Source organism: Aromatoleum anaerobium (assembly GCF_012910705.2).
GTDB lineage: Bacteria > Pseudomonadota > Gammaproteobacteria > Burkholderiales > Rhodocyclaceae > Aromatoleum > Aromatoleum anaerobium.
The window spans coordinates 388,697-411,644 of record NZ_WTVG02000038.1; the positions used below are offsets into that span (position 1 = coordinate 388,697).

31 protein-coding genes are annotated in these 22,948 nt (G+C 65.7%); 8 read left to right on the top strand and 23 right to left on the bottom strand.

The window, feature by feature from the left end; all coding sequences use genetic code 11:
• Positions 1 to 12 precede the first annotated feature (12 nt).
• On the bottom strand, positions 13 to 654 hold the full coding sequence (locus GO606_RS10785; RefSeq protein WP_169120952.1) for an IS630 family transposase: 642 nt from the start codon (positions 652 to 654) through the stop codon (positions 13 to 15).
• On the bottom strand, positions 576 to 962 hold the full coding sequence (locus GO606_RS10790) for a helix-turn-helix domain-containing protein (RefSeq protein ID WP_169120950.1): 387 nt from the start codon (positions 960 to 962) through the stop codon (positions 576 to 578). Before GO606_RS10790 ends, GO606_RS10785 begins: the two co-directional genes overlap by 79 nt.
• A gap of 253 nt (positions 963 to 1,215) precedes the next feature.
• Here GO606_RS10790 and GO606_RS10795 point away from each other — a divergent pair, with 253 nt between their 5' ends.
• The gene (locus tag GO606_RS10795) at positions 1,216 to 1,446 is read left to right on the top strand and encodes a FitA-like ribbon-helix-helix domain-containing protein (protein ID WP_169120523.1); all 231 of its coding nucleotides are present in this window, start codon (positions 1,216 to 1,218) and stop codon (positions 1,444 to 1,446) included.
• A gap of 286 nt (positions 1,447 to 1,732) precedes the next feature.
• Here GO606_RS10795 and GO606_RS10805 read toward each other — a convergent pair whose 3' ends face one another.
• The 4 genes from GO606_RS10805 to GO606_RS10820 all read right to left on the bottom strand — a co-directional run bounded on the left by GO606_RS10805 (position 1,733) and on the right by GO606_RS10820 (position 3,730).
• Complete coding sequence (locus GO606_RS10805; protein WP_169120525.1) at positions 1,733 to 2,059, bottom strand: type II toxin-antitoxin system PemK/MazF family toxin; 327 nt, start codon at positions 2,057 to 2,059, stop codon at positions 1,733 to 1,735.
• A complete protein-coding gene (locus GO606_RS10810) occupies positions 2,053 to 2,289 on the bottom strand; it encodes an AbrB/MazE/SpoVT family DNA-binding domain-containing protein (RefSeq protein WP_169120527.1) in 237 nt (78 codons plus the stop codon). The genes GO606_RS10805 and GO606_RS10810 overlap by 7 nt, the downstream gene beginning before the upstream one ends.
• 344 nt (positions 2,290 to 2,633) lie before the next feature.
• A complete protein-coding gene (locus GO606_RS10815) occupies positions 2,634 to 3,194 on the bottom strand; it encodes a recombinase family protein (protein WP_169120529.1) in 561 nt (186 codons plus the stop codon).
• 317 nt (positions 3,195 to 3,511) lie between these two features.
• Positions 3,512 to 3,730 (bottom strand): hypothetical protein, encoded by a 219-nt coding sequence (locus tag GO606_RS10820; protein ID WP_169120531.1) that lies wholly within the window; start codon positions 3,728 to 3,730, stop codon positions 3,512 to 3,514.
• Here GO606_RS10820 and GO606_RS10825 point away from each other — a divergent pair.
• Positions 3,729 to 3,974, top strand: a complete 246-nt coding sequence (locus GO606_RS10825) for a hypothetical protein (protein ID WP_169120533.1) — start codon at positions 3,729 to 3,731, stop codon at positions 3,972 to 3,974. The two genes, GO606_RS10820 and GO606_RS10825, sit on opposite strands and share 2 nt — an antisense overlap.
• A 35-nt stretch (positions 3,975 to 4,009) precedes the next feature.
• Here GO606_RS10825 and GO606_RS10830 read toward each other — a convergent pair whose 3' ends face one another.
• From GO606_RS10830 to GO606_RS10865, 8 genes are all read right to left on the bottom strand, one after another.
• The gene (locus GO606_RS10830; protein WP_246979485.1) at positions 4,010 to 4,288 is read right to left on the bottom strand and encodes a HigA family addiction module antitoxin; all 279 of its coding nucleotides are present in this window, start codon (positions 4,286 to 4,288) and stop codon (positions 4,010 to 4,012) included.
• Between the two features lie 16 nt (positions 4,289 to 4,304).
• Positions 4,305 to 4,583 (bottom strand): type II toxin-antitoxin system RelE/ParE family toxin, encoded by a 279-nt coding sequence (locus tag GO606_RS10835; protein ID WP_169120537.1) that lies wholly within the window; start codon positions 4,581 to 4,583, stop codon positions 4,305 to 4,307.
• A 252-nt stretch (positions 4,584 to 4,835) separates the two neighbouring features.
• A complete protein-coding gene (locus GO606_RS10840; RefSeq protein ID WP_169120539.1) occupies positions 4,836 to 6,422 on the bottom strand; it encodes a YfjI family protein in 1,587 nt (528 codons plus the stop codon).
• Complete coding sequence (locus GO606_RS10845; RefSeq protein WP_169120541.1) at positions 6,419 to 6,835, bottom strand: hypothetical protein; 417 nt, start codon at positions 6,833 to 6,835, stop codon at positions 6,419 to 6,421. Before GO606_RS10845 ends, GO606_RS10840 begins: the two co-directional genes overlap by 4 nt.
• Complete coding sequence (locus GO606_RS10850; protein ID WP_169120543.1) at positions 6,832 to 6,969, bottom strand: hypothetical protein; 138 nt, start codon at positions 6,967 to 6,969, stop codon at positions 6,832 to 6,834. Before GO606_RS10850 ends, GO606_RS10845 begins: the two co-directional genes overlap by 4 nt.
• Positions 6,966 to 7,253: a hypothetical protein gene (locus GO606_RS10855; protein ID WP_169120545.1), complete on the bottom strand. Its 288-nt coding sequence runs from the start codon at positions 7,251 to 7,253 to the stop codon at positions 6,966 to 6,968. The genes GO606_RS10850 and GO606_RS10855 overlap by 4 nt, the downstream gene beginning before the upstream one ends.
• Positions 7,250 to 7,549: a hypothetical protein gene (locus tag GO606_RS10860; protein ID WP_169120547.1), complete on the bottom strand. Its 300-nt coding sequence runs from the start codon at positions 7,547 to 7,549 to the stop codon at positions 7,250 to 7,252. Before GO606_RS10860 ends, GO606_RS10855 begins: the two co-directional genes overlap by 4 nt.
• Positions 7,546 to 7,857 (bottom strand): hypothetical protein, encoded by a 312-nt coding sequence (locus GO606_RS10865; RefSeq protein WP_246979486.1) that lies wholly within the window; start codon positions 7,855 to 7,857, stop codon positions 7,546 to 7,548. Before GO606_RS10865 ends, GO606_RS10860 begins: the two co-directional genes overlap by 4 nt.
• 526 nt (positions 7,858 to 8,383) lie before the next feature.
• Here GO606_RS10865 and GO606_RS10870 point away from each other — a divergent pair.
• On the top strand, positions 8,384 to 8,692 hold the full coding sequence (locus GO606_RS10870) for a BrnA antitoxin family protein (protein ID WP_169120776.1): 309 nt from the start codon (positions 8,384 to 8,386) through the stop codon (positions 8,690 to 8,692).
• Positions 8,693 to 9,632: 940 nt separating this feature from the next.
• Here GO606_RS10870 and GO606_RS10875 read toward each other — a convergent pair.
• From GO606_RS10875 to GO606_RS10910, 8 genes are all read right to left on the bottom strand, one after another.
• Positions 9,633 to 11,369, bottom strand: a complete 1,737-nt coding sequence (locus GO606_RS10875) for a DUF927 domain-containing protein (RefSeq protein WP_169120778.1) — start codon at positions 11,367 to 11,369, stop codon at positions 9,633 to 9,635.
• A 41-nt stretch (positions 11,370 to 11,410) separates the two neighbouring features.
• Positions 11,411 to 12,379 carry an IS1595 family transposase gene (locus tag GO606_RS10880; RefSeq protein ID WP_246979431.1) on the bottom strand — a complete coding sequence of 323 codons (969 nt, stop codon included), beginning with the start codon at positions 12,377 to 12,379 and terminating at the stop codon, positions 11,411 to 11,413.
• Positions 12,376 to 13,743: a toprim domain-containing protein gene (locus tag GO606_RS10885; RefSeq protein ID WP_169119353.1), complete on the bottom strand. Its 1,368-nt coding sequence runs from the start codon at positions 13,741 to 13,743 to the stop codon at positions 12,376 to 12,378. The genes GO606_RS10880 and GO606_RS10885 overlap by 4 nt, the downstream gene beginning before the upstream one ends.
• Positions 13,740 to 14,138, bottom strand: coding sequence for a hypothetical protein (locus GO606_RS10890; protein WP_246979488.1), 399 nt, complete (start codon positions 14,136 to 14,138; stop codon positions 13,740 to 13,742). The genes GO606_RS10885 and GO606_RS10890 overlap by 4 nt, the downstream gene beginning before the upstream one ends.
• 310 nt (positions 14,139 to 14,448) lie before the next feature.
• Positions 14,449 to 14,664: a DNA-binding protein gene (locus tag GO606_RS10895; protein WP_169119355.1), complete on the bottom strand. Its 216-nt coding sequence runs from the start codon at positions 14,662 to 14,664 to the stop codon at positions 14,449 to 14,451.
• Positions 14,665 to 14,781: 117 nt separating this feature from the next.
• On the bottom strand, positions 14,782 to 15,531 hold the full coding sequence (locus GO606_RS10900; RefSeq protein WP_169119356.1) for a hypothetical protein: 750 nt from the start codon (positions 15,529 to 15,531) through the stop codon (positions 14,782 to 14,784).
• Positions 15,532 to 15,646: 115 nt separating this feature from the next.
• Positions 15,647 to 17,062 carry a tyrosine-type recombinase/integrase gene (locus tag GO606_RS10905; RefSeq protein WP_246979489.1) on the bottom strand — a complete coding sequence of 472 codons (1,416 nt, stop codon included), beginning with the start codon at positions 17,060 to 17,062 and terminating at the stop codon, positions 15,647 to 15,649.
• Between the two features lie 34 nt (positions 17,063 to 17,096).
• Positions 17,097 to 17,963 (bottom strand): YicC/YloC family endoribonuclease, encoded by an 867-nt coding sequence (locus GO606_RS10910; protein ID WP_169119357.1) that lies wholly within the window; start codon positions 17,961 to 17,963, stop codon positions 17,097 to 17,099.
• Positions 17,964 to 18,055: 92 nt separating this feature from the next.
• On the opposite strand from GO606_RS10910, the gene GO606_RS10915 reads away from it, so the two are divergent.
• The 5 genes from GO606_RS10915 to hemW are packed head-to-tail and all read left to right on the top strand — an operon-like array spanning position 18,056 to position 22,487.
• Positions 18,056 to 19,003 carry a serine/threonine protein kinase gene (locus tag GO606_RS10915; RefSeq protein ID WP_169119358.1) on the top strand — a complete coding sequence of 316 codons (948 nt, stop codon included), beginning with the start codon at positions 18,056 to 18,058 and terminating at the stop codon, positions 19,001 to 19,003.
• 10 nt (positions 19,004 to 19,013) lie between these two features.
• The gene (locus GO606_RS10920) at positions 19,014 to 19,937 is read left to right on the top strand and encodes a PP2C family protein-serine/threonine phosphatase (protein WP_169119359.1); all 924 of its coding nucleotides are present in this window, start codon (positions 19,014 to 19,016) and stop codon (positions 19,935 to 19,937) included.
• 9 nt (positions 19,938 to 19,946) lie between these two features.
• On the top strand, positions 19,947 to 20,666 hold the full coding sequence (gene rph, locus GO606_RS10925; protein WP_169119360.1) for a ribonuclease PH: 720 nt from the start codon (positions 19,947 to 19,949) through the stop codon (positions 20,664 to 20,666).
• Between the two features lie 4 nt (positions 20,667 to 20,670).
• The gene (gene rdgB / locus GO606_RS10930; protein WP_169119361.1) at positions 20,671 to 21,267 is read left to right on the top strand and encodes an RdgB/HAM1 family non-canonical purine NTP pyrophosphatase; all 597 of its coding nucleotides are present in this window, start codon (positions 20,671 to 20,673) and stop codon (positions 21,265 to 21,267) included.
• Positions 21,264 to 22,487, top strand: a complete 1,224-nt coding sequence (gene hemW, locus GO606_RS10935; RefSeq protein WP_169119362.1) for a radical SAM family heme chaperone HemW — start codon at positions 21,264 to 21,266, stop codon at positions 22,485 to 22,487. The genes rdgB and hemW overlap by 4 nt, the downstream gene beginning before the upstream one ends.
• Before the next feature lie 36 nt (positions 22,488 to 22,523).
• Here the strand turns inward: hemW and GO606_RS10940 are convergent, their stop codons facing one another.
• Positions 22,524 to 22,946, bottom strand: a complete 423-nt coding sequence (locus tag GO606_RS10940) for a hypothetical protein (protein ID WP_169119363.1) — start codon at positions 22,944 to 22,946, stop codon at positions 22,524 to 22,526.
• Positions 22,947 to 22,948: the final 2 nt, after the last annotated feature.

Genomic DNA, 22,948 nt, shown 5'->3' on the forward strand with positions numbered 1-22,948 from the left:
GCGGATTGCCGATCACTGTAAGTCATAACCGCAGTGTGCGAACCAGCCGCGGGCATCGGCGGCGGTCACCGTGTTGAGGACCCGTTTGAGGGCCTCATCCAGTGCTTCGCGCGTCCGCGCCTTGGCGGCCCGCAAGGCAGTCTTGAGTTTCGACCAGCACGGTTCGATGGGGGACCAATCCGGGGAATAGGGCGGCAGATAAAGCAGGTTGGCCTGGGCGCCCTCGATCGCTTCGCGAATGCCTTTGACCTTGTGCGCGCTCAGGTTGTCCATGACGACGATATCACCGGGGGCGAGCGTCGGCAGCAGCACCTGGTCGACATAAGCTCGAAACACTGCAGCGTCGGTCGGGCCCTCGACAGTCATGACAGCGTCGATGCCTCGGCAGGACACAGCGCCCAGCAGGGTGACATTGCGACCGTGATTTTTCGGCACCGCGTCGGGCACCCGCTCACCGCGCAGGGCACGGCCGTAATGACGAGTCATCGCAATGTTCACGCCCGATTCATCGATGAAGCACAATCGTGACGGGGGATGTTGGGCCACCTCCTCCCGATAAGCCGCGCGCGCTTCAATTACCGAGTCGGCGTCACGTTCCGTCGCATGGAGCGTCTTTTTTTTCGCGACAGTTGCATCTGCTTGAGCACCCGACACAGTCGGGGCAAGCCGATAGGAATGTCCAATTCGGTCTTCAGGCGCTGCGCCAACTCGTTGAGCGTCAGATCGGACTGCGTGTGCAGCCACTGCGCCAGACGCTGTCGCGCGGCTTCATCCAGACGCGATCGCTTTCCGCCGGCGTGCGGCTTTGGCGCCACTGCTCCGGTGCTTCGCAGCCGCATGAAAAGCTTCTCGACAAACGAGATACTGACGCCAAAAAGCTCGGCTACTTGGCGCTGTGAACCCACCCCGCGCTCGTACGCATCGACCACTTTCTGGCGCAAATCAATTGAGTAAGGTGCCATTGCCAGACGACCACGCTGGCCGCACTTTGGTTCCTTCTACGCAAAGCAAAACCGCTCTAAGGTAATGACGAATTCGGCGGCGTGAAGGTCGAGATCCCCCCGCCGCATGGATTCCTGAAGGAAACTCAGGGTCTGTGCAGAATTGTTCGGTCGGTCATTTTCCGTCCGACGTACTGGCCTGCGTCGCCCCAAGTCACGTTGTAGCGTCTGCAGTCATTGCTTAAAATGACTTCATTGATCAATGGAGGCCAGCATGGCGACCATGACCATCCGAAACATCGACGAGCAGCTCAAGGCGCGGCTGCGGGTGCAGGCGGCCATCCACGGCCGGTCGATGGAAGATGAAGCCCGTGACATCCTCCGCGCTGCGCTGTCGGTCGAGCCCGTTCGCGGCAGAACCCTGGTGGAGGCCATTCGTGCCAGGATCGAACCGCTGGGGGGTGTCGAACTCGCTGTTGGCGGCCACGCGCGCGATCTTCGATGAAGACTTCGCTGGCTGCCGGATACGGTACGCGTGGAACGGGTTTTGCAGGCAAGACCGGGCTTCTTCAACTGCTACGAGAGTCCACGATGTCGACCCCGCCCCTCACAGATTCAGCGCGGGCTCCGGTTCAGCGATCATCCACCGTGCCCGCGCCCGGAACGCAGCCCGACCCGGACCCGAAACCGCACCCGGGTCCGTACCCGGAGCCGAACCCCGATCCTTATCCGAATCCCGCGCCGCCGAAGCCCGAGCCCGTGACCGATCCGACGCCGACGCCACCGGCGCCTCAATCAAGCATCCGCAGCAGGATATCGTGCCATTGTGCGGTATCGATCTCACCCAGCTTCCCGGCCAGCCGAGCCTTGTCAACGCACCGGATCTGATCGAGCAGGATACGCGCCGGCTTGCCATCGAACACCAATTCAGGCCGGCAACCAAGCGATTGCCCCTTGCTGGTGATCGGCGCCACAATCACCCGTGGCAGGGCCGCGTTCATGTCATCTGGCGACACCACCAGCGCCGGGCGGGTTTTCTGGATCTCGGTCCCGACAGTGGGGTCAAGGTTAACCCAGTAAACTTCGCCGCGGCGCACCTTGGCGCCTGCCTTCACCATTCCCAGTCTCCGGTATCCGCCTCAACCGGCAATCCGTTCCACGCATCGGTATCGGCCTCGGGGCGATACCCATCGAACCATCCGGCACGCGACACTCGAACCGGTTCGATGATGATGCGTGCGCCCTCCAGGCGCATCTCGACTTCATCACCGATTTTGCACTCTGCGAGTAGCAGCGACGGGATGAGTACCCCGCGAGAATTGCCGATCTTTCTGACTGTCGTGCGCATGGCGCCCTCCTTTTTGTAATAACCTTGTTATTACATCAGAGACGAGTCCAGTCCGCAAGACGAGAAACACATATCCTTTTCCGGAATTCACACGAAACGCTGCTGCTACCGGAAATCACAAAATCACAAAGCCCGTAACAGCGCGGGCTTTATCGATTATTGCGACGTGCTGCGACCCGCAACCTCATTCAATTGCACCTGAATGTCGAAGACGCCTTGGATGCCTTGCAAATACAGGGCGCTTGCCTTTCTATCGCCCGATTGGGTGCACGCTTGGGTGCACAGCCTCGAACCGCTTGGAGGACTGGCGCGTCCTGAGGGGCAGCCTACGGCCGCCTTCCCTGTCAGTCCTTCGCACATGCCCGCTTCACGCTGGCCGCTGAAATCCCGAAGTGCTCCGCCGTCGCCTTGATGCTGGCGGAGTTCGCCGCACGCCAAGCCAACACGGCCGCATCATCGATTGCCTTGGTCCTGCCCAAGTTCTTGCCTTCGGCCCGCGCACGCTCAAGGCCCGCGAGTTGCCGGGCTTTAAGGTTCTCCCGCTCCAGCTCCGCGACCGCAGCCAGCATCGTAAGCATGAGCTTTCCGGCGGGAGTTGCCAGGTCGAAACCTTCACGCATGGAAACGACGGACACGCCCTTCGCCTTCAGCGCCTCCACCGTGTTCAGCACATCGATCGTGTTGCGCCCGAGGCGGTCAATCGCGACGACCACCACTACATCACCCTCGCGCACGTACGCGAGCAGGGCCGCCATTCCGAGACGCTGGGACGCAGCGACCGAACCGGACACGCCGTCATCCGAGAACCACTTGCTCACCGCGTACCGGGCCGCGATGGTGCGACGCTGGTTCTCGCAGGTTTGATCGTCCGTCGAGACGCGGGAGTAAGCAACGATGGAGGACATGGCGAGTTCTCTTCTGGCTTAAAATGTATGGCTCAGATATTAACCTAGCTCAAATATCAAATCAACAATTTTGAGCCATGCCCGCAGGGCTGTTTTCGTCATGGCTCAAAAGCCCTACCTTTTGAGCCACAAGAGGCACCCTGAGCGGAGAAGGATTTGGCTCACTTCTTCCAGGGCCATCCCCCGCACGCACGGACAAGGCAGGCCACGAATTTCTCCCCCTATCCGCCCGGAGGGTCACTGCCAAAACTGCCAAAAGCCCTTTTGGCAGTTTTGGCAGTACGGTCCCCGGCGTATATGGGGGAAAATTTTCCGGCTCAGTGCGTCGGCAGCTCCGGCGGCAAGGCCTTCGGGTTCGACACGTACAGGGTCTTGACTCGCCCGCGAGTCGGTTCCTGCCACGCCTCCAGGTGCCCCAGCTCGACGAGCAGCGCCAGCGCATCGGCGACCCGCTTCTGATCGGCCAGGCCGCGCGTAGAATGAAACGAGCCCCAGTGCTGCCCCCCGCCCCTCATGCTGATGCCGATCTTGTCCATGCTTCGCCAGTTCCTGGTTACCTTCGCGTTCGAGCTGGTTGCGGTCGCGCCATCGGTGTGGCTCGCCGACACGTGGGGGCGGGCTGCGCTCGAACACGGCGCCGAGTTCGGCGTCTATGTGGTGCTGTTGCCGTTGGTGACCGGCGCTGGCGTGATTGCCTTGGAACCGCTCAAGCTCGCGGTCGAACGTTTGGTGCTGGCGCGGCTCCCTGGTCTCACTTCCGCGCCGCGCCCACCGTGCTGATCCAGTCGCTCCACCCGAGATGCGGGGTTGCTCGGTCAGGCGGCAATCCGCCCCACCGGCGGGCGTTCCTTGGCGCGCTCGCCGGCTGCCCATAGGTCGCGCTGCGTCTGGAGCTTCAGCCAATACCCCGGCGTCGTGCCCAGGGCTTCGGACAAGCGCAAGTCCATATCGGCCGTGATGGCAGCGTGTCCATGCAGGATGCGCGAGAGCATCACGCGGCTGATGTCCAGGTGCGCGGCGAAAGCGGTTACGCTCATGTCGAGGTCTTCGAGCCAGCCGGCAAGCAATTCGCCAGGCGGCGCGGGGTTGTGCATGTCCATGTCTCGGGCCTCAGTGATAGTCCAAGTAGTCCAGTAGCTCCACGTCCGTCCCGTCGAAGCGGAACACAAGGCGCCAGTTCGCCTGCACCGTCATGGCGAGAAAGCCGGCGCGGTCGCCTGACAGGCCGTGCATGCGCCAGGAAGGGCGGGTCAAGTCTTGCGGACCGGCGGCGACGTTCAGGGCGGCGAGCATTTCCCGCAGGCGCTTGGCGTGCATCGGCTGGATGCCGGCTTGGCCGCCAGTGCGGAAAAAGGCTTCCAGCCCCTTGTGGCGGAACGAGACAATCATAAAATGTATATCGCAGCTTTACAATTCAGGAAGCTACCCTCCTGCGCAGTTCCGTTGCCTGCGCGCGGACGAGGCGTAGAGATTGGCACAAAATCGTGCCGATCTATGGCCATCCCCCAAACCCCCACGGACGAGGCACGGTCCGAATTTCTCCCCCTATCCGCCCGGAGGGTCACTGCCAAAACTGCCAAAAGCCCTTTTGGCAGTTTTGGCAGTACGGTCCCCGGCGTATATGGGGGAAAATTTTCCGGCTCAGTGCGTCGGCAACTCCGGCGGCAAGGCCTTCGGGTTCGACACGTACAGGGTCTTGACTCGCCCGCGAGTCGGTTCCTGCCACGCCTCCAGGTGCCCCAGCTCGACGAGCAGCGCCAGCGCATCGGCGACCCGCTTCTGATCGGCCAGGCCCGACCACCCCGGCCGCCACACGTCCCGGCTCCCGAACCCCTCCCGTGGCAGATCGCCTTTCGCGATCCGCGCGAGGAGGCGCTGGGCTGTGTCGGCATCGCACGACTGAGCCACGCCGTAGCAACGGCGCGCGTGCGTCTGCAGGTAGGCGCCCCAGTGCAGCGCGCGCAGAGCCGAGGCGAAGCCCACCGGGCCGGTGTGCCCGTCCGCCAGATGGAAGGTGAGGGCCAGGGCAGGGACGAGCTTCCGATACTTGGCCAGATGGGATTCGAGGGCGGGGAATAGATCGCCCGTGCGCAAGCCCGCTTCGAAGTGCGTTCGCCAGTCCGTGAAGGCTTCCAGGGCTTCGGCGTCGAAGCGCAGGAAGGGCGGCGCGTCGGCGGCCTCCAGCTCGGCGCCGCGGGCCAGCGGGTCGAGTGCGTCCAGATCGTCAAAGACGGCGAACGCTGCGGCCTTCGCGGGACCGTCCGGGTAGCGGTCGACGTTCTTCCACGCGCCGCCGGTCTCGGGCCATACCAGCAGGCCGAAGCGGGCCAGCATGCCGTCGTCGGACGCACCGCCCCGCATGGCGGCGCGCAGGTATTCCCCCAGGGGGCCGGGCTGGGCACCGCCAATCACCCCCAGGCACACCGCAGGCACGCGCCGATGACCGCGGCCGATGCGGTCGAACGTCCAGCCATCCTTGCCGTTCCATCCGGTCATCAGGAAGGCGCGCAGTTCGGCCGCGTCTTCCCGGTCGAGGCCGGCGAGCCAGCCGGGCAGCTCGTCGCGGACCACGAGCAGGCCGCGGGGGTTCTCGATCAGCTTTTCGGCGAGGGCTTCGACCGTTGCCGAGGCGACGGTGTAGCGGCGCAGGATCGGCGCCTCGTCGGCGTCGGGGCTGGTGAAGCTGGCCACGTCCACCAGGGCGTTCGGGTTCTTCCGTAGCGTCTTGGTCGCTTCGGCCCGGCGGGCATCCGCCCGTGCCTTCGCGATCTCCGCCTCTGCCCGCCACGTCGCTTGCGCCCCCTGCCACTCATCCAGGGCACGGGCTTCGAGGCGCACCACCGGGGCGAGGGCGGCCATCATGGCGGGGCTTTTCATCATCCCCGGCCGCCCCACGATGCAGCCCCACAGATTGGGGAATTCCTGCCAATCGCTCATCGCCTGCGGCCGGATCGCACAGCGCCGGCCGATCAGGTTGCCGGCCGCAGTCACCATCGGCACCGCGACGAAGTCCGGCGGGCACTGCATACGCTCGGAGACATCCCGCACCCAGGGGCGCAGGCGCTCGGGGAGCATGGCGTAATCGAACGGGGCGACAGGCGGCAGGCCTTCGGGAAGGGGGTGGGGATCGGGCCAGGCGGACACGGGCCACGTGCGCGGATCGCCCAAGGCCGGGGCCAGGGCGGCGCGCTCGTCGCTGCGGGCAGGCTCGTAGGGCGTCGCCTTCATGGCCACACCTCCACGCCGCGTGCGGCACTCACGATGAATTCAGCCGCCGGGGTGCCGCCGGGCCGCAGCAGGATCAGCCGCTTTGGCCGTGCGGCGATCAGCTCCCGGAGCAACGCCCGCACGCGCCCCTCATCGGCACCAGGGCGGACGACGGCGAGCACGTCGAGGGCCGCCAGGTAACGCCAGTCGAGCAGATGCGGCCGCGCGTCGATCGGGCAGCAGATCGCCGGCCCGAGGGTCGAGGCGCAGCGGCGGCGCGTGGGCCAGTGATCGAGATAGACCCGCACCTGGCGATTGGCGGGCACCAGGCCGCGCGCACGGGCGTTGGCCAGTTCGCGGGCATAGGCGGGCAGGCGCCGGCCCGGCGAGCACCGCCAGACCGACAGGGGCGAACTCGATCGCGAGGCGCTCATGGCGTGCCCCATGCGGCAAGCGTCGGGGCAGCGCCGGAGGACTGCCCTGTACGGGCAACGGCCGTTTCATAGTCGATCGTGCCGACCAAGGCGAAGGACGCGAACAGCACAGCGAGGATGAGGGCGGTTTTCATGCTTCGCCCCCTGTCTCAGGAAGGGCGATCCGCACGTGATTCGCAATCTTCGCGGTCTCTTCGATGTCATCGCCCAATGCGGACATCACCGCGCAGGCAAGGTCGCGAATCCGCGCCGACAGCCCGCGCACAACCAAGCGCGCGGGGCCGGCGCTGGGTCCGACCGTCGAGCAAAGCGCATTGCATAGCTCTTCAATCTCCCACGCCGCCTCCAGCGCGAGCCCATGCCGCGCGGTTCCAATGACGATCGTGTCGCCGACTTCCACCAGGTCAGGGGCGCTCATTTCGCGTCCCCCTCGCCGTTGATGGGCGACAGGCCCAGGGCAGCCCGCAATACGGTGAATCGCTCTTCCAGAGTCTCGCGCTCGCAGTCGTGCAGGTTGGCCCAGTCTTCGGCGAGATAAAGGCCGATCTTCGCGAGCTTCGCGGCCTGTGAGTGTTCGTCAGACGCATCAGCGATCGCATGGAATAGCGTCGCGAGGTCCGCAAAGCAGCTATACGCCAGGTTCGTGGCGTTGTGGGCGGTGCTCACGGCATTCCAGGCGGCAGTAAGCAGCGGCGTATCGGTCTTCGCGCTCATTTCCGACCCTCCTGCGCGAGCTGGAGGGCGGCGCGGGCTTGCCCCATCGTCTTAGGGCCGGGCTGGGTGCTGTCGTCGTAGTCCGCCACGATCGCAGCCAGCACGGCGAACAGTTCGGGCGCGGCGACGAGCAGGCGCTGGTTCGCGTCGGCTTGCTCGATGCCGACCCCGCCCGGCAGGACTTCGCAGACGGGCAGTTCGGCGCCATGAGCGGCGACGATGAGGCGATGGCCGAGGCGACGCCACGGGCCGGGGTGAAACGGGGGAATTCGGGTGTGGGCGTGCGTGCCCGTTGCGGTGCTTCGCATGGCTGATGCTCCTTGGTTTGCGGTTTGAATCCCGCTTCCCGCTGTCAAACGGGGGCGACGGGCGCATACGGGGTTGACAGAGCGGAACCAAGGGACCGCCAGGGCGTGAGCCCTCCCCGCAGCGCCCGCCATAGACGGAGCAACACATGCGGTGGACGTAAAAAATCCGCCAGGGTGGCGGATGCGTCCGCCTTGGTTTTCCGAGCTGTCAAACCCGGTCTTGCCGTCAGCCCTCTCCGCTTGATGGGCGTTTGAGGGCTGACGGTGCGGATCATGCCGGGCACGGGTCGACAGTGTCAAGCCAGGCGAAGGCGAAAGGGGCGGCGCGGGCGTGTGCAGACGTGTGCACGAATCCATGCCTGCCGCATTGCAGACCGAACAGGCGCACAGAGGCGGAGCATCAACCGCGTAGTTACAAAAATCTCTTGCGTTGCCGCTTTAGCGTAACTACGCTAAATCCCATGGAAGTCGAGTTCAACCGTAAGAAGCGGCGAGGCACGCCGCATCATCAGCATGAGGAAAGCCAATGAACGCGAACAAGCACGCTACGCCCACAGAATGGGTTGATCCGGACGACGCGCCGGAGCTGACCGACGAGTTTTTCGAGAAGGCAACGCCGATGATTGGCGGCCAGCCGGTCACGCTCGAACAAGCAAAGGCGGCCTTCACTCAGGCGCTCGGGCGCGGCCGCCCCAAGATCGAGAGCCCCAAGGTCGCCCTGACCGTGCGCTATGACGCCGATATCGTGGAAGCGTTCAAGGCGACCGGCAAGGGCTGGCAGACGCGCATGAACGCCGCCTTGAAGGACTGGCTCAAGACGCATTCCCCTACATAGGCCGTCCCCTTCATTGACCGGGAAATCGGGAGAAAGCGCCCTGCCCTCCAGACCGCACAAGCCGGGGGGTGAGTGTTGTGCACCAGACTGCGCAGGCAAGGGCCGGAAAGCCTCGATTGTTCCCACTATTCCCACTTCACTTTTACTAAGTGGGAACAGCCAGGCAGGCCGCAAAGCCGCATGGATACTGAGAGTTAGAGAAGTGTTCCCACTGTTCCCACTGCCCCCACATCAAAACATGAGCCAGCCCTAAGCCCGAGCAGCAGCAGCAACCCCCCTTGTGCGCGGTCGTCTGCAAATTGCCTGCGGTGTTGGCCACCCGTGCGACCAGAAAGGGCCAGGAAGGACCCGTTCCCGGCGCGGGAACAGCCCCCTTATGATTATGACCCCCTGATAATGCTTCTCAAGTAGAGAGCGCACGCGAGTTCATCCACCCGTATGCAAAAAACGCCATAGGGGCCCCCGCCCTCCGGCGCGAGTCGTACCCCTGCGCTACCCGGACCGGGAAGGAATGACCGCATGCCAGGCCAGCTCCCAGGCGCCGCACCCTGCGCCCTGGTCGCCGGGAAGCTGGCGCAGCGGATGCCCTGCCCCATAGGCCGGCGGCAGATCGTCCCGCCCGCCCCCGCAGTAGCCGTTAGCGAGGCCAAGTCGCCGCCGATGAACGCAACTCGCACACCCGCGCGCAGCATCTTTCATTTCTGGCGCAGAGCCCTTCGCAACCTCCCCACCCCCCGGCACACGAGGGACGTTACAACGTGTTCGGTCCTGACCTTGTTCAAAAGTTGTGGGAAATGTGGGAATGTGGGAACAGGATTGGACGATTCCTTTATTTTCAAATGGTTGCGAGCAAGAATCTGTTCCCACATCCACCGGTTTGTTCCCACAAACCGCGTGGGAACAGCCGGATTCCAGGGCGCCCGCAACCAAGCCGGCCCAATCAATCATCGTCATCCGTCCCACTCAGGATCGCCGGCGACAGCAGATAGAGGCGGCTACTTCCCTTGGAGCCGTGTTCGCGTACCCTCGTCGTCATGTGCCGTCCGTCCCCCCGCTCCAGCAACCCGCGCGCGGCCAGTTCCTTCACCACCTGAGCCGGATCGAACCCGGCGCACAACTCCTCCTTGAACGCCTGCGGATAGATCAGGTACTCGAAGACGTGATCCTTTTCGTTCAGCGCAGCCGTTTCCGCCGTGGGGCGGCGCCAGCCCGCCCGGTTCATCGTCCGCGGCGCGTGCGAATCGGACACGCTGGGGCGGCGCCAATCCTCCAGGCGCGTGCCGGCGTGCGCTTGAATCCACGCCTGCACCTGCGCCACCATCTTGCGCGGCTCGCGGTTCTCCTCGCCGCCGAAGGCCTCCAGCCAGTCCCGGAACAGGCGCACCGCGGCCTTCACGGCGGCACCCTGCTGCCAGCCCGTTATGCCCCACTCCGTAGCCTTCTCGCCCGCATAGGCGACCGCAGCAAAGCGGGTCGCGGCGCGGATCGCCTGCCCGCCCGCCTTCTTGGTCAGGGCGTGGCGTTCGAAGTTGGCGCGCAGGGTTTCGAACTCCGTCGGCATCGCGTCGCGGCACTCGATGACGCGGCGGACGAACTCCGGGTAAGCCGTGCCGTAATGGCGCGCTGCCGCCCGTTGCAGGGACTCGGAGAAGCGCGCGCCGTCCGCGTGGCCGTGAGTCACCTCCCACGCTCCGAAGCCGGCGCCAGCATCGGCAGGCAGCTCGCAGAAGCGTACTTCCTGCCCGGCATAGGCGCGCTCCTGGTTCTCTTCCAGGAACTGCGTCAGGCCGATTTCGCCATTGCTCTGGAACAGCAGGCTGAACTGTGCGGTCTCGCGCAGACCGCCGGCCGCCTGCCCGCGTCCCTTGCCCTGCCCGCTGGTGAGCATGTACGCGGCTTGAGCCACATCGCGCGGGTTGCCGGCCTGCTTCAGCTCGTCGAGCAGCAGCGGCGCATCGCAATGCCCGGCTGCAACGCCTTCGATCGCCGTCGACGTGAGCAGCCAGGTACGGCGGTAAGCGGGCGGCCCGCATGTGCTCGCCGCCGCATACAGCAATGCCGACTTGCCCAGACTCGAACCTCCGGCCCAGTGGAAGCCCCCGGAAACGTTCGGGTGCAGCCAGCACAGGCCACCCGCAAAGGCCGCCGACAGGGCGAAGGTAAGCCGCGAATTGCCTGACGCCAGCGCGGCCACGTTGTCCCGCCAATCAGCCAGCGTGCCGGCCGCCTTGAACTGGGCATGCCCGGCGCCTTGTGCCGCGTGAAGCCACAGCTCCGCCCCGGCGGGCGCGATGGGATCGTGATCGCCGCCGAGAACGAATGACCAGCGGCCCGCCTGGTCGCAGTCTTCATGCCATCCGATGCGAGGCGTGAGGCGTGCACGGGCATCGGGGCGGCAGCGGTTCACGTACATCTTGAGCAGTCCGCTCTTGCTGTCGCCGATGAAAAGCCCCCGCCCGCGAAGCAGCCGGGCGATTGCCAATCCGTCGCCTTCGAGCATGTCATCGGGCACCAGCACCCGGCGCGTGCGGAAATCATGGTCGGCGAACGTCGCCAGGCGCTGCCAGTTCTCGCCTTTCGGGTCGCGCACCATGTGCGTGATCTCCAGCGGGGCGCACACGAACTGCTCCACCTCGTCCCAGCGTTCGCCACGCTTCTCGACTCTGACCCGATACACGCCGCGCCCTTCGGGGCCGTCCCGCAGCTCGAATTTCTCGGCTATGTCACCGTTCGCTGTTGAAATTGCCCCAATGCGGCTGCCAGCAGGGTATCCGGGGAGCGAATACGCTGAGCATCCAAGGCGCGGCGCCAGCCCAAGTAGTTTGGGAGGTACTTTGTGGCGACACCATGGAAGATGCCGAGCCAGGCGTGGAGACGGCTGTGGTAAGCATTGACGTTCTGGACGTGGTAGGCGCCCCGGACCCGGATGCCGGCGCTCAAATTGACCGCCTCATGGGAGAGTCCGGTATCGAGCGCGAAGTAGCGATAGGTCGGATTCCCGTCACTCACCAACAGCGCATCCGGATCAAGAACGGGCGGCAGAACCGTCTTGAGTTGAGCCTTGGTGATCTGCCCCTTGCCGGTGACGAAATCGAGGGTCTGCCCCGTGCGATCGCGGGCGACGAGAACGCAGACCTGCTCGTTGGAGAGGCCGCGCTGGGTTGCAGCGCCGCCGCGTTTGCGCGGCTTGCGAGCCAGTCGGCGACTGCCTTTGTCCGACTCGAGGAGATACGTTTCGTCCGCTTCGGTAATACCTTGCAGATGTGCCGGGCGGTCGTTCTTCGCCCACGTGAGGAAGCGATGGCGCCAACGAAAAGTCGTGTTCCGGTGCACGCCAAGCACCGCTGCCGCTTTGCGCACCGTCAGCGAATCGAGCATCGCCTGGCCGTAAGCCAACCATTTCTCCCTTTTACGCAACCTCGCCAATGGCGTGCCGGTGAGAGCGTTGAACGTCTTGTGGCAACTTCTGCACCGGTAACGTTGCAGCCCGCCCGCGAGGCCGTGCCGATACAAACTCTTCGCCCCACAGTGGGGACAGCCCCCGTCCCCACCCAGGCGGGATTCGATCAGCGTGCTGCACCGCGCCCCGTCATCGTCTTTTGCCAGCAACGCTTTCACCTGTTCGCGCTGCCGCCGGGTCAACGCCCGCAGCTGCTCGATCCACCGTTCAAATTCATGAGCTTTCATGGGGCACCCCGCGCGGTTTCGCTCTCAGAGGTAAGAGCCCGACCGCCACGGGAGGGTTCCACAGCTAACGGTGACATAGCCAATTTCTCGCCCTGCTGTGCAGACGCCTGCACGGCCTTCGGCTTGCTGCCGCGGCTCGCCCTGGTGCGCTTGGCGGGTTTCGGCTCGTTGGCTGCGGGCTGCGGCAACACAGCCTCACTGTCCGCGGCCGCCGGCTCCGGGGCGTCGCACGGCACCGGCTCCGGGACGGCCGATACCGACGCGAACGCAGCATGCAGGATGCGCCGCACGGCCTCCAGGCCTTCACCGGGCGCAGCACTCGTCGCCAGATCGTTGAAGTCCGTCGGCGCCTTGCCGCTCTCCTGGTAGCCCTGCCAGCGTCCGGCCGGGTCCATGAACTCCGGCACCGCCACCACGCCGCGCGCCGCCTGTGCCGCTTCTACAGCCCGCAGGCGGCCCGCATTGCCGCAGCGGTGATCCTTGCCACAGGCGGGGCATACAACCCCGTCCGAGACCCTTACCGGGGCTTTGCAGGCCATGCAGTGGCCGAAGGCGTCGTCATCGGCGCAGACGATCAGCACCACCTCGGGATACGCGGCGCGCAACGCAGGCGCGACTTCGACCAGGTTGCCGGCGTCGAAGGCGATCGCCACCGGCCAGCCGGTCGCCTGGTGAATGCTCGCCCCCGTCGCGAACCCTTCCGCGACGCACAGCGGCAGACCTTCGGCAAGCCCCCCGATCAGATGGAACTTGCCGGTCTTCTCGCCGTGCGGCAGGAAGTCTTTGTCGCGGCCGTCGACCTTCTCGGCATAGATCGCCTGCAGGCTGTGCAGCGTGCCCGATGCGCTACGCATCGGCACCAGCAGCACGCCGGGAATGCGGCTTTCCTCCCAGGCGCCGTCCCGGCCCTGCGTCCACTTCGGCCACGATCCGACGCGCAGCCCCCAGGGCGCAACACCCTTGCGCACGAGGTACGGATGATCCTCGGGTGCAGGCTTGGCGCTGTTCCACAGCCCGTGCGCCCGCTTGCGCGCCTTGTCACGCTTCGCTTTGGCTTCGGCCTCGCGTTCGGCCTGCTGCGCCTCGATGATGCGGCGCTGCGCGGCTTCCTCTTCCGGGGTCAGGCGGCGGCCGATATCGGCTTTCCAGGTCTCCCAGCCGAGCCCGTCACGATGATTCTCGAATCCGCCCGCGGGCACGCCGTCCAGGTGCAGCAGATAGGCGCCGTCCTTCTTCCCTTTCGCACCGCCCGTCACGTCGCAGCGGTGCAACTTGCCGTCCGCGTCGATGCGGTCGGGCAAGAATAGGCCGCGGGCTTCGGCCGCCTGGCGGAACTTGGCGAGAGCTGCGGAAGTGTCGATCATCCCATCAGCTCCTCGAATACATCCGGCACCGGCAGGCCCTGAACGGCCGCCATCGCCATGCGGTGCAGATCGTCATTGCCCAGTGCATCGATGCGAGCCAGCAGCACGGGCAGGCGATGGGGCGCGCACAGGGCCATTTCAAGGACTCGCCCGAGCGGAGCAAGGTGCGCCTCGTGCATCGCATAGCCGATCGATGCGAGGTCCAGCAGCCAGCCCCCAGCACCATCGATCACGATGTGCGCGCCGCCGTCATCGCCCCAAGGCCGATACAGCTTCAGGCAAGCGACCCCCAGCACTTCCCGCAGCGCCCACGGGGCGATGTCGTCGGTCGCGGGGTATTCCTTCGGGAAGTCCTCGGCATGCGGGAGCTGGTCGAGACTGGCGGAATCGTTCATCCCGATTCGGAACCGAAGGACGTGCCGCCAACGCTCGATCAGCCGGGCCGGGGTGTCGCGGAATAGGGGCGCCGGGCTCATTGCCATGCCTCCCCGCGAAGGGCCTTGCGGAGATCGCCCACGCGCCAGGCTGTGACCTTTTCCGACAGTTTTCGGGGAGCTGGCAGGCTCTTCCCCGCACGTCGCCAGACAGTTGCTGGAGAGCAGGCGAAGAGGGCAGCGACGACGGGAAGCCGTACGAACCCGGCATCGGGAAGGGAATCGAAATTGCGGAGCGCGTCGGGGACCGGCGCCGAAGAAAGGCACGGTTTCATTTCCCGGCCTCCAGTCCCTGCGGCGTGGTCAGCCGGTCAAGGGCTGCGGCGTCCCAAAGAAGGCGGCCGTTCGGCAGCTTTGTCGGACGCAGCCCCATATATTCGCCCTTCAGACAAAGGGCGCGGCGCAGCGTTTGGGGGCGAACTCGGAGTACTGCAGCGGCTTCGGCCGTGTCGAGTTGCCGGGGTCGAGTGATAACGCGGAGATTCATGTTGTGCCGTCCTGGTTGGTTCAGACGGCACGAACATTAATCACACATTTTCAACGTGCAGATACCGGGGGATACCGGATCCAGGATCCCCCAGGATCAAGAGTCATTGAAAGCCAGTTACTTGCGAATCGGCACGACGCCAGCGAGCGAGGATTTCGCCTTCGGGAAAATTTCCAGGTACAGGCTTTTTGCTCCCTCCTGATGGCCGGCGGCGCGATGCCAGGAGCACACCCCCCGGTAATGGTCCTGAAACGTCTTCCCCTCCATTTCTTCAAACTGCTTCGGGTATAGCCTTTTCATCAGCCAAAGGAGGTCTCCCGCATCGCCCGGCATTTCTTCGCTGTCGAATGGCTTGTCGCGCTCGGCGTGGAAATCGCGAATGCGTCCCACCACTTCAGCTACAAAATCGCACTTCTTTTTTTGCGGAGACTTGCGTCGACGATTCTGTCCCTCTTCCTGGTGCACCGCGGTCGCCGTTCGGTAAGGCGCAATCCAGGCAGCCAAGAAGCGCCCGATCTCCATGTCTTCCACTGCGCCCGCTACATCGGCAACGCCGGCATTGCGCACCTGGTGCGTGATTGGGGGTGCGGACATCCTCTGTTGCAGAGCGGCGCTGTAACTCAAGTATGAGCTGCGGGAAACCCGTCGGGCCGGCCGCTGCGTCTGCCATTCAATTGTTTCCGTCGGCAGGCGACCGGCTTCGGCTGCAGCTTCGAGGAAGGCAAGCATGCCGCCCCAGGCCTTTGGATCATGCAAGCGTGCAATGACTAGCAACGCCAGCCTGTCCGGCCAGTCTGGATAGTCGCCCCCCAGGCGAAGGGCGGCACGGGCTTCGAACCACAGTTTGCGGCGTTCGGTTTCGTTCATGTCTGGGTTGCGCCCTTCTCTCGCACACCTTCGGTAAAGGTGCCGCGCCAGCAGGGTGAAGGTGCCCCCGTTTTCGATTGGCCGATCTAGGCGCGGCGTGCTGCTCGAATGTCCTTCAGGTCGAGCGGCGCACCCCTGCGGCGCCGCGTTTCTCATGGATCGGAATCACATCGGCGCCGCCTTGTTCGAGCTGCACCAGCAGCGCCGCCCACTGGTTCAGGGCCGCTTTGCGTTCCTCGAAATAGTCGTATCGGTCATACCGGCCTTCGACGCCCTTGAGCTTGTGATTCAGCACCTTCTCGGCGACGTGCGGCAGCACTCCCAGCCCGGCGAGGTGAGTTCTCGCCGTGCGCCGCAGGTCGTGAATCGTGAAGGGCTCCAGCCCGTGCCTGATCTTGGCGAGCGCGACATTCAGCGTGTTTTCGTGAATGTGCGGAATCATCCGGTGTTGCATCTTGCGCGCCGGGAAGAGGTAGTCCGATCCGCAGGCCAGCCGGTGCAACTGGCGAAGCCATTCCACGGCCACCGCGGGGAACGGGATCGAGATTGCAGCCCCCGTTTTCGTGCGCTCGCCGGGCAGGTGCCACACGGCCGCATCCAGGTCGAATTCTTCCCACCGTGCCGCAGTCAGCTCCTGTTTGCGCACCGTGAGCAGCAGCAGGAGCTTTACCGCCAGTTCGTTTTCAACGCTGAACCCCTTGGCCTCCTGCATGGCCTTGAAGAACGTCGCCAGCTCGCCGCGGGATAGCGCCCGCTCGCGCGCCTCTTCTTTGCCCCCGGCGTCCGCCAGGTCGAACGCGCCCGCCGGGTTGTGCTCGCACAGGTGCCGCTTGATGGCGAAATCGAATATGCGCCGCACCCAGCGCAGCACATCGTTCGCGACGGTCGGAGCGCCCCGCTTGACCACCTTCTGCAGCATCGCGTCAATGTCTGCCGGCTTCACCGCGTCCACCGTCAGCTTGCCGATGGCGGGCTTGATGTCTTTCTCGATCCGGCTGCGGACGATGTTCGGGTGCTTCCACCGGCCGGCAATCATCCGTTCGAAATAATCGTCCGCCAGGTCGGCAACCGTTACCGCGCGCGCAGCGGCTTCCATTCTGGCGGCGGCTTCGGCCTTGCGGGCCTGCTTGTCGCCGGCCACGTCAGCCCCGAGTGCGACGTGTGCAGACAGGCGCTTCGCTTCCTTGCGCGCATCGGCAAGGGACAGGTTCGCATAGTTGCCGATCAGCATGACCCGCTGTTTGCCGGCGAAGCGGTAGCGGAACTGCCAGGCCGGCACAGCATCGGCAGCCCGGAACCGCAGGTACAGCCCACCCCCGTCCGCACGCTGCTCGAAGCGTTCACCGGCCTTGATCCAGTTGCGGATCTGTATGTCAGATAGCTTGCCCATGACTCTGCCATAAGTGTGCACCCAAAATTTTGGGCTCGGATGGCTTTGGGTGCACGCTTGGGTGCACACTTTTCTTACGAGGGGATGATACGACGTGATGTTGCCCGATACAACAAAACCCGCTAACGGCGCGGGTTTCATCGATTATTGCAACGTGCTGAGACGGTGCAAAACGTCATTCAATATTTTGCACCTGCTCCCGCATCTGCTCGATCAGCACTTTCATTTCCATCGCGATGCCGGTGACGTCGGTGGCGGCGGATTTCGAGGCCAGGGTGTTTGCTTCGCGGTTCAGCTCCTGCATCAGGAAGTCGAGCCGTTTTCCCGCGGCCCCGCCTGCGGCGAGGATGCGTTCGACTTCGTCGAGATGCGTACTGAGGCGCGACAGCTCCTCGGCGACGTCGATGCGGTGGGCGAACAGCGCGACTTCCTGGCGGATGCGGTCCTCGTCGAGCGACGCGACCGCGTCGCGCAGCCGCGTCGCCAGGCGTTCCTGGTATTCGGCGACGATAACCGGCACGCGCGGCTCGGCCTGGGCGACCAGTTCGCGCAGGCGGGCGAGCCGCTCGCGGATCATCGCGGCGAGCTTGTCGCCCTCGCGGCGGCGCGTCGCGGCGAGTTCGTCGAGCGCGGCCTGCGCGAGTTCGATCAACGCCGGCTGCAGCTGCTCGAAGCTCACACCGTCGTCAGCGAGCATGCCGGGCCAGCGCAGCACTTCATTGACGGACAGGCAGCCGGCCTGCGGCAGGCGTTCGCGCACGAGCTGTTCGGCGTCGCGCAGCTGGTCGAGCAGCGCGGTGTTCAGCGCGAGGCTGCGCGGGGCGGTGCCGTTCGCCTGCAGGGTGAGACGGCATTCGACCTTGCCGCGCGTGAGTTTCGCCGTGATCCGCTCGCGCAGCGCCGGCTCGGCCTGGCGCAGTTCGTCGCCGATGCGGAAGAACAGATCGAGGTAGCGCGAATTGACGCTGCGCAGTTCGATATGCAGGCTCACTGGCCCCAGGTCCCGCGTCTGTGCCGCGAAACCGGTCATGCTGTGGATCATGAAGTGTCTCCGGGAACCTGCCGCGATCCTTTACACTGCAGGCCCAATCAAGAAAATCCCGCGGAAAGCCGACTCCGGCTTTCCTCCTGTCGATGCCGCCTCAAGCCAACTGCCCTCTGCCTTCCGGCTTCCAGCTGGACCAGTACCAAATAGAGCGGCAGCTTTCCGTTGGCGGTTTTTCGATTGTCTATCTCGCCCATGATCGCCACGGCACGGCGGTCGCGATCAAGGAATACCTGCCGAATTCTCTCGCGCTGCGCAAGGACGGCGAGTTCGAACCGCAGGTCACGGAAGAAAACCGGCCGGCTTTCCGCTACGGTATGAAATGCTTCTTCGAGGAAGGCCGTTCGCTCGCGAAGCTGATGCACCCGAACGTCGTCCGGGTGCTCAATTTCTTTCGCGCCAACGGCACAGTGTACATGGTGATGCAGTTCGAGCGCGGCCGCACGCTGCACGACTATATCCACAAACACCGCGACGGGGTGCGCGAGGCCTTCATCCGGGCGGTTTTCGCGCGCCTGCTCAACGGCCTGCGCGAAGTCCACTCGCACAAGCTGCTGCACCTCGACATCAAGCCGTCGAACGTCTATCTACGAAACGACGGCACGCCGGTGCTGCTCGACTTCGGCGCCGCGCGCCAGACCCTGCTGACCGGCCAGGCGATGCTCAAACCGATGTATACGCCCGGCTTCGCGTCCCCCGAGCAGTTCGCGAACCGCGACGCGCTGGGGCCGTGGAGCGACATCTACAGCGTCGGCGCGAGCCTGTACGCATGCATCGCCGGCACCGCGCCGCCGCGCTCGGACGAGCGCAGCCGGCGCGATACTTTCGTCCCGGCCACCAAGGCGTATGCCACGCGCTATTCGGCGCAGTTGCTGCAGACGATCGACTGGTGCCTGAAGCTCGATCCGCTCGAGCGACCCCAGAGCGTCTATTCGCTGCAAAAAAGGTTGATGCACAGGGGCGACGACGACGCGGTCCCGGCCGGCCTGTTCGGCGACCTGGGCACGCGCATCAAATCCTTTATCGGTCGCACTTGAGAGGCGCGCGATGAAATTCACGATCTATCAGGAAAGCCGCATCGGCCGGCGCAAAAGCAACCAGGACCGCCTCGCATACTGTTATTCGCGCGACGCGCTGCTGATGGTGATCGCCGACGGCATGGGTGGACACCTGCATGGCGACATTGCCGCGCATCTGGCGGTGCAGTTCATCACCGGAGCGTTCCGGCGCGAAGCGACCCCGACGCTTGCCGAGCCGGCGCACTTTCTGTCGCATGTGCTGATGAATGCGCATGGCGCGATCGTCGACTATGCGTTCGACAAAGATCTCGACGACGCGCCGCGCACGACGGTCGTCGCCTGCGTGGTCCAGGACGGCCTCGCGCACTGGGCACATGCCGGCGACTCGCGCCTCTACCTGCTGCGCCACGGGCGCATCGCCGCACAGACGCGCGACCATTCGCGCGTGCGGCTGCTGATGGACCAGGGCCTGCTCGACGCCGAAGCCGCTGCGCATCATCCGGAACGCAATCGCATCTACAGCTGTCTCGGCGGCACGCGGGCGCCGCAGGTCGAATTGTCGCTGCCGACGCCGCTGCGCGACAAAGACATCGTCGCGCTCTGCACTGACGGCGTGTGGGGCCCGGTACGCGACCAGGGCGTCGTCGACGGGCTCGCCGGAACCAATGTCATGCACGCCGTGCCGAAGCTGCTGGACCGCGCCGAGCAGCTCGCCGGCCCGGGCTGCGACAACCTGTCGATGATCGCGATGTGCTGGCACGACGAGAGCGGCGCAGCACACGACGACATGGACTCGACGCAGACGCTGGCGCTCGACCGGGTCACGACGCAGCTCAACGTCTTCGGACATGCACATGCCCGCGCGCCGACCGCCGCCGGCGACATCAGCGACGACGAGATCGAGAAAGCGATCGCCGAAATCAACCGCGCCATTCACAAGTACAGCCGATAGGAATCCTTCATGCGTCCCAGCCAACGCCGCCCCGACCAATTGCGCCCGGTCACGATCACGCGCAACTTCACCTGCCACGCCGAAGGCTCGGTACTCGTCGAATTCGGCGCCACGCGCGTGCTGTGCACCGCCAGCGTCGAGGACACCGTGCCGCCGTTCCTGCGCGGCCGCGGCCAAGGCTGGCTGACCGCCGAATACGGCATGCTGCCGCGCGCGACCCACACGCGCAGCGCGCGCGAGGCGGCCAAGGGCAAGCAGAGCGGGCGCACGCAGGAAATCCAGCGCCTGATCGGCCGCAGCCTGCGCGCGGTCGTCGACCTCAGCGCGCTCGGCGAACGCCAGATCGTCATCGACTGCGACGTGCTGCAGGCCGACGGCGGCACCCGCACCGCCGCGATCACGGGCGCTTGCGTCGCGGTCCACGATGCGTTCCGCAAACTCGTCGCCGAGGGCAAGCTGCCGCACAGCCCGCTGCGCGAGTTCGTCGCCGCGGTGTCGGTCGGCGTGTTCCAGGGCGTGCCGGTGCTCGATCTCGACTATGCCGAGGATTCGGGCTGCGATACCGACATGAACGTTGTCATGACGGGTTCGGGAGGTTTCGTCGAAGTGCAGGGCACCGCCGAAGGCGCGACGTTCTCGCGCGCCGAGCTCAACGCGCTGCTGGAGCTTGCCGAGTCCGGTATCCGCCGGCTCGTCGAAGCGCAGAAAGCGGCGATCGAGCGGAACTGAAATCATGATGACCCGGCTCGTTCTCGCCAGCAACAACGCCAAGAAAGCCGTCGAGATGACGGCGCTGCTCGCGCCGCTCGGCATCGAGGTGCTGCCGCAGTCGGCATTCGACATTCCGGAGGCCGACGAACCGCACCCGACGTTCGTCGAGAACGCGCTCGCGAAGGCGCGCCACGCCGCCGCGCTGAGCGGCCTGCCCGCGGTCGCCGACGACTCCGGGCTGTGCGTCGCCGCGCTCGGGGGGGCACCGGGCGTGCAGTCGGCGCGCTTTGCCGGCGAACCGAAGTCCGACGTGCGCAACAATGCGCTGCTCGTCGAGCGGCTCGCGGGCAGCCCCGACCGCCGTGCATTCTTCTATTCGGTCGTGGTACTGGTGCGTCACGCCGACGATCCGCGCCCGCTGATCGCCGACGGCGAGTGGCACGGCACGATCCTTTACGCGCCGCGCGGCGCCAACGGCTTCGGCTACGATCCGCTGTTCTTCCTCCCCGAGCTCGGCCAGACTGCCGCCGAGCTCGACGCGCAGCTGAAGAACACACTCAGCCACCGCGGCGCGGCGATGCGTCACCTGCTGGCCCGCCTGTCCATCGAACCGCTGTGACCCGCCATCGCATCATCCCCCTCGCGCCCGCCCCGGCGGCGCCCGGACCACTGCCGGAGCGCGCGCAACTGACGGCGTCGCCGCCGCTCGCGCTGTACGTGCATTACCCGTGGTGCGTGAAGAAATGCCCGTACTGTGACTTCAACTCGCATGCATCGCGCGGCGGCACGGCCGAGATCCCGGAGCAGGCCTACATCGACGCGCTGCTCGCCGACATCGAGACCGCCTTGCCGCAGGTGTGGGGACGGCGCGTGCTGTCGGTGTTCATCGGCGGCGGCACCCCGAGCCTGATGTCGGCCGCGGCGCTCGACCGCCTGCTGACCGGCGTGCGCATGCTGCTGCAGCTCGACCCGCTGGCCGAAATCACGCTCGAAGCCAATCCCGGCACCGTCGAGGCGGGCCGCTTCCGCGATTACCGCGCTGCCGGCGTGAACCGCCTGTCGCTCGGCATCCAGAGCTTCGACGACGCGCAGCTCGTGCGCCTCGGGCGCATCCACGACGGGCGGGAAGCGCGCGTCGCGATCGACACCGCGCTGGCGAACTTCGACCGCGTGAACCTCGACCTGATGTACGCGCTGCCGGAACAGACGCCGGAGCAGGCGCTCGCCGACCTCGACACCGCGCTCGCGACCGGCGCGACCCACCTGTCGTGCTACCAGCTGACGCTCGAGCCGAACACGCCGTTCCACCACACCCCGCCGCCGCTGCCCGATACCGACACCGCGGCCGACATGCAGGATGCGATCGAAGCGCGGCTCGCCGGCGCGGGATTCCGCCACTACGAGACGTCGGCGTTCGCCCGGCCCGGCGAGGAATGCCGCCACAACCTGAACTACTGGACGTTCGGCGACTACCTCGGCGTCGGCGCGGGCGCGCACGGCAAGCTGTCGAGCTTCGAGGGCATCGTGCGCGAGATGCGCCACAAGCATCCCGGGCGCTACCTCGACGCGGCGAAGAACCGCGAGTTCGTGCAGGAACGCCGCCCGGTCGGCGTCACCGAACTGCCGTTCGAATTCATGATGAATGCGCTGCGCCTGACCGGCGGCGTCCCGCCCCGCCTGTTCGCCGAGCGCACCGGCCTGCCGCTCGCGGTGATCGAAGACGAACTGAAGACGGCACGCAAGCAAGGGCTAATCGAGGTCACGCCGGACGTCATCCGCCCGACCGAGCGCGGCCGGCATTTCCTCAACGATCTGCTGACGCTGTTCCTGCGCGACTGAGCGGGTCCCGCGGGAGCGGGCCGTGCACGGCGCGCGTCAGGCCGGGCGGCACTCCGTCGCGAGCGGCCGGTCCTCGCGCGAATCGAGCAGCATGCTCTTCCACGGCAGGTCGATCCACACCAGTCCCGCGTCGCGCGCCTCGAAGCGCGGCAAGCCCGACGACGACGCGTCGCGCCGCAAATCGAACGAGCGGCCGGCCCAGCCCAGTTCGAGACGATTGGCGTCGCGCAGGTCGCGGCTGACGCGCACCTTCACGCCGAGCTCGCAATCGTAGTCGCCGCTCGCGAGCTCGAAATACAGCTGCTGATCCGGCCCGACGCGCGTTGCCGGGGAGAGATCCACCTCGCGGGGCGTGTCGCGTGTACCGGCGCACGCGGCGAGCAGCAACGGCCACAGCACGGCAACCAGGGCGCGGCGCGGCGACAGCACGGCAACGCGGTGCAAATCGGGAGTGGACATGG

Bases quoted from the DNA above. Each gene is read 5' to 3' on its own strand.
- GO606_RS10790 (WP_169120950.1), bottom strand. From the start codon at position 962: ATGGCACCTTACTCAATTGATTTGCGCCAGAAAGTGGTCGATGCGTAC.
- GO606_RS10795 (WP_169120523.1), top strand. From the start codon at position 1,216: ATGGCGACCATGACCATCCGAAACATCGACGAGCAGCTCAAGGCGCGG.
- GO606_RS10805 (WP_169120525.1), bottom strand. From the start codon at position 2,059: ATGGTGAAGGCAGGCGCCAAGGTGCGCCGCGGCGAAGTTTACTGGGTT.
- GO606_RS10810 (WP_169120527.1), bottom strand. From the start codon at position 2,289: ATGCGCACGACAGTCAGAAAGATCGGCAATTCTCGCGGGGTACTCATC.
- GO606_RS10815 (WP_169120529.1), bottom strand. From the start codon at position 3,194: ATGTCCTCCATCGTTGCTTACTCCCGCGTCTCGACGGACGATCAAACC.
- GO606_RS10825 (WP_169120533.1), top strand. From the start codon at position 3,729: ATGCTTCGCCAGTTCCTGGTTACCTTCGCGTTCGAGCTGGTTGCGGTC.
- GO606_RS10820 (WP_169120531.1), bottom strand. From the start codon at position 3,730: ATGGACAAGATCGGCATCAGCATGAGGGGCGGGGGGCAGCACTGGGGC.
- GO606_RS10830 (WP_246979485.1), bottom strand. From the start codon at position 4,288: ATGCACAACCCCGCGCCGCCTGGCGAATTGCTTGCCGGCTGGCTCGAA.
- GO606_RS10835 (WP_169120537.1), bottom strand. From the start codon at position 4,583: ATGATTGTCTCGTTCCGCCACAAGGGGCTGGAAGCCTTTTTCCGCACT.
- GO606_RS10840 (WP_169120539.1), bottom strand. From the start codon at position 6,422: ATGAAGGCGACGCCCTACGAGCCTGCCCGCAGCGACGAGCGCGCCGCC.
- GO606_RS10845 (WP_169120541.1), bottom strand. From the start codon at position 6,835: ATGAGCGCCTCGCGATCGAGTTCGCCCCTGTCGGTCTGGCGGTGCTCG.
- GO606_RS10850 (WP_169120543.1), bottom strand. From the start codon at position 6,969: ATGAAAACCGCCCTCATCCTCGCTGTGCTGTTCGCGTCCTTCGCCTTG.
- GO606_RS10855 (WP_169120545.1), bottom strand. From the start codon at position 7,253: ATGAGCGCCCCTGACCTGGTGGAAGTCGGCGACACGATCGTCATTGGA.
- GO606_RS10860 (WP_169120547.1), bottom strand. From the start codon at position 7,549: ATGAGCGCGAAGACCGATACGCCGCTGCTTACTGCCGCCTGGAATGCC.
- GO606_RS10865 (WP_246979486.1), bottom strand. From the start codon at position 7,857: ATGCGAAGCACCGCAACGGGCACGCACGCCCACACCCGAATTCCCCCG.
- GO606_RS10870 (WP_169120776.1), top strand. From the start codon at position 8,384: ATGAACGCGAACAAGCACGCTACGCCCACAGAATGGGTTGATCCGGAC.
- GO606_RS10880 (WP_246979431.1), bottom strand. From the start codon at position 12,379: ATGAAAGCTCATGAATTTGAACGGTGGATCGAGCAGCTGCGGGCGTTG.
- GO606_RS10885 (WP_169119353.1), bottom strand. From the start codon at position 13,743: ATGATCGACACTTCCGCAGCTCTCGCCAAGTTCCGCCAGGCGGCCGAA.
- GO606_RS10890 (WP_246979488.1), bottom strand. From the start codon at position 14,138: ATGAACGATTCCGCCAGTCTCGACCAGCTCCCGCATGCCGAGGACTTC.
- GO606_RS10895 (WP_169119355.1), bottom strand. From the start codon at position 14,664: ATGAATCTCCGCGTTATCACTCGACCCCGGCAACTCGACACGGCCGAA.
- GO606_RS10900 (WP_169119356.1), bottom strand. From the start codon at position 15,531: ATGAACGAAACCGAACGCCGCAAACTGTGGTTCGAAGCCCGTGCCGCC.
- GO606_RS10905 (WP_246979489.1), bottom strand. From the start codon at position 17,062: ATGAAACCCGCGCCGTTAGCGGGTTTTGTTGTATCGGGCAACATCACG.
- GO606_RS10910 (WP_169119357.1), bottom strand. From the start codon at position 17,963: ATGATCCACAGCATGACCGGTTTCGCGGCACAGACGCGGGACCTGGGG.
- GO606_RS10915 (WP_169119358.1), top strand. From the start codon at position 18,056: ATGCCGCCTCAAGCCAACTGCCCTCTGCCTTCCGGCTTCCAGCTGGAC.
- GO606_RS10920 (WP_169119359.1), top strand. From the start codon at position 19,014: ATGAAATTCACGATCTATCAGGAAAGCCGCATCGGCCGGCGCAAAAGC.
- rph (WP_169119360.1), top strand. From the start codon at position 19,947: ATGCGTCCCAGCCAACGCCGCCCCGACCAATTGCGCCCGGTCACGATC.
- rdgB (WP_169119361.1), top strand. From the start codon at position 20,671: ATGATGACCCGGCTCGTTCTCGCCAGCAACAACGCCAAGAAAGCCGTC.
- GO606_RS10940 (WP_169119363.1), bottom strand. From the start codon at position 22,946: ATGTCCACTCCCGATTTGCACCGCGTTGCCGTGCTGTCGCCGCGCCGC.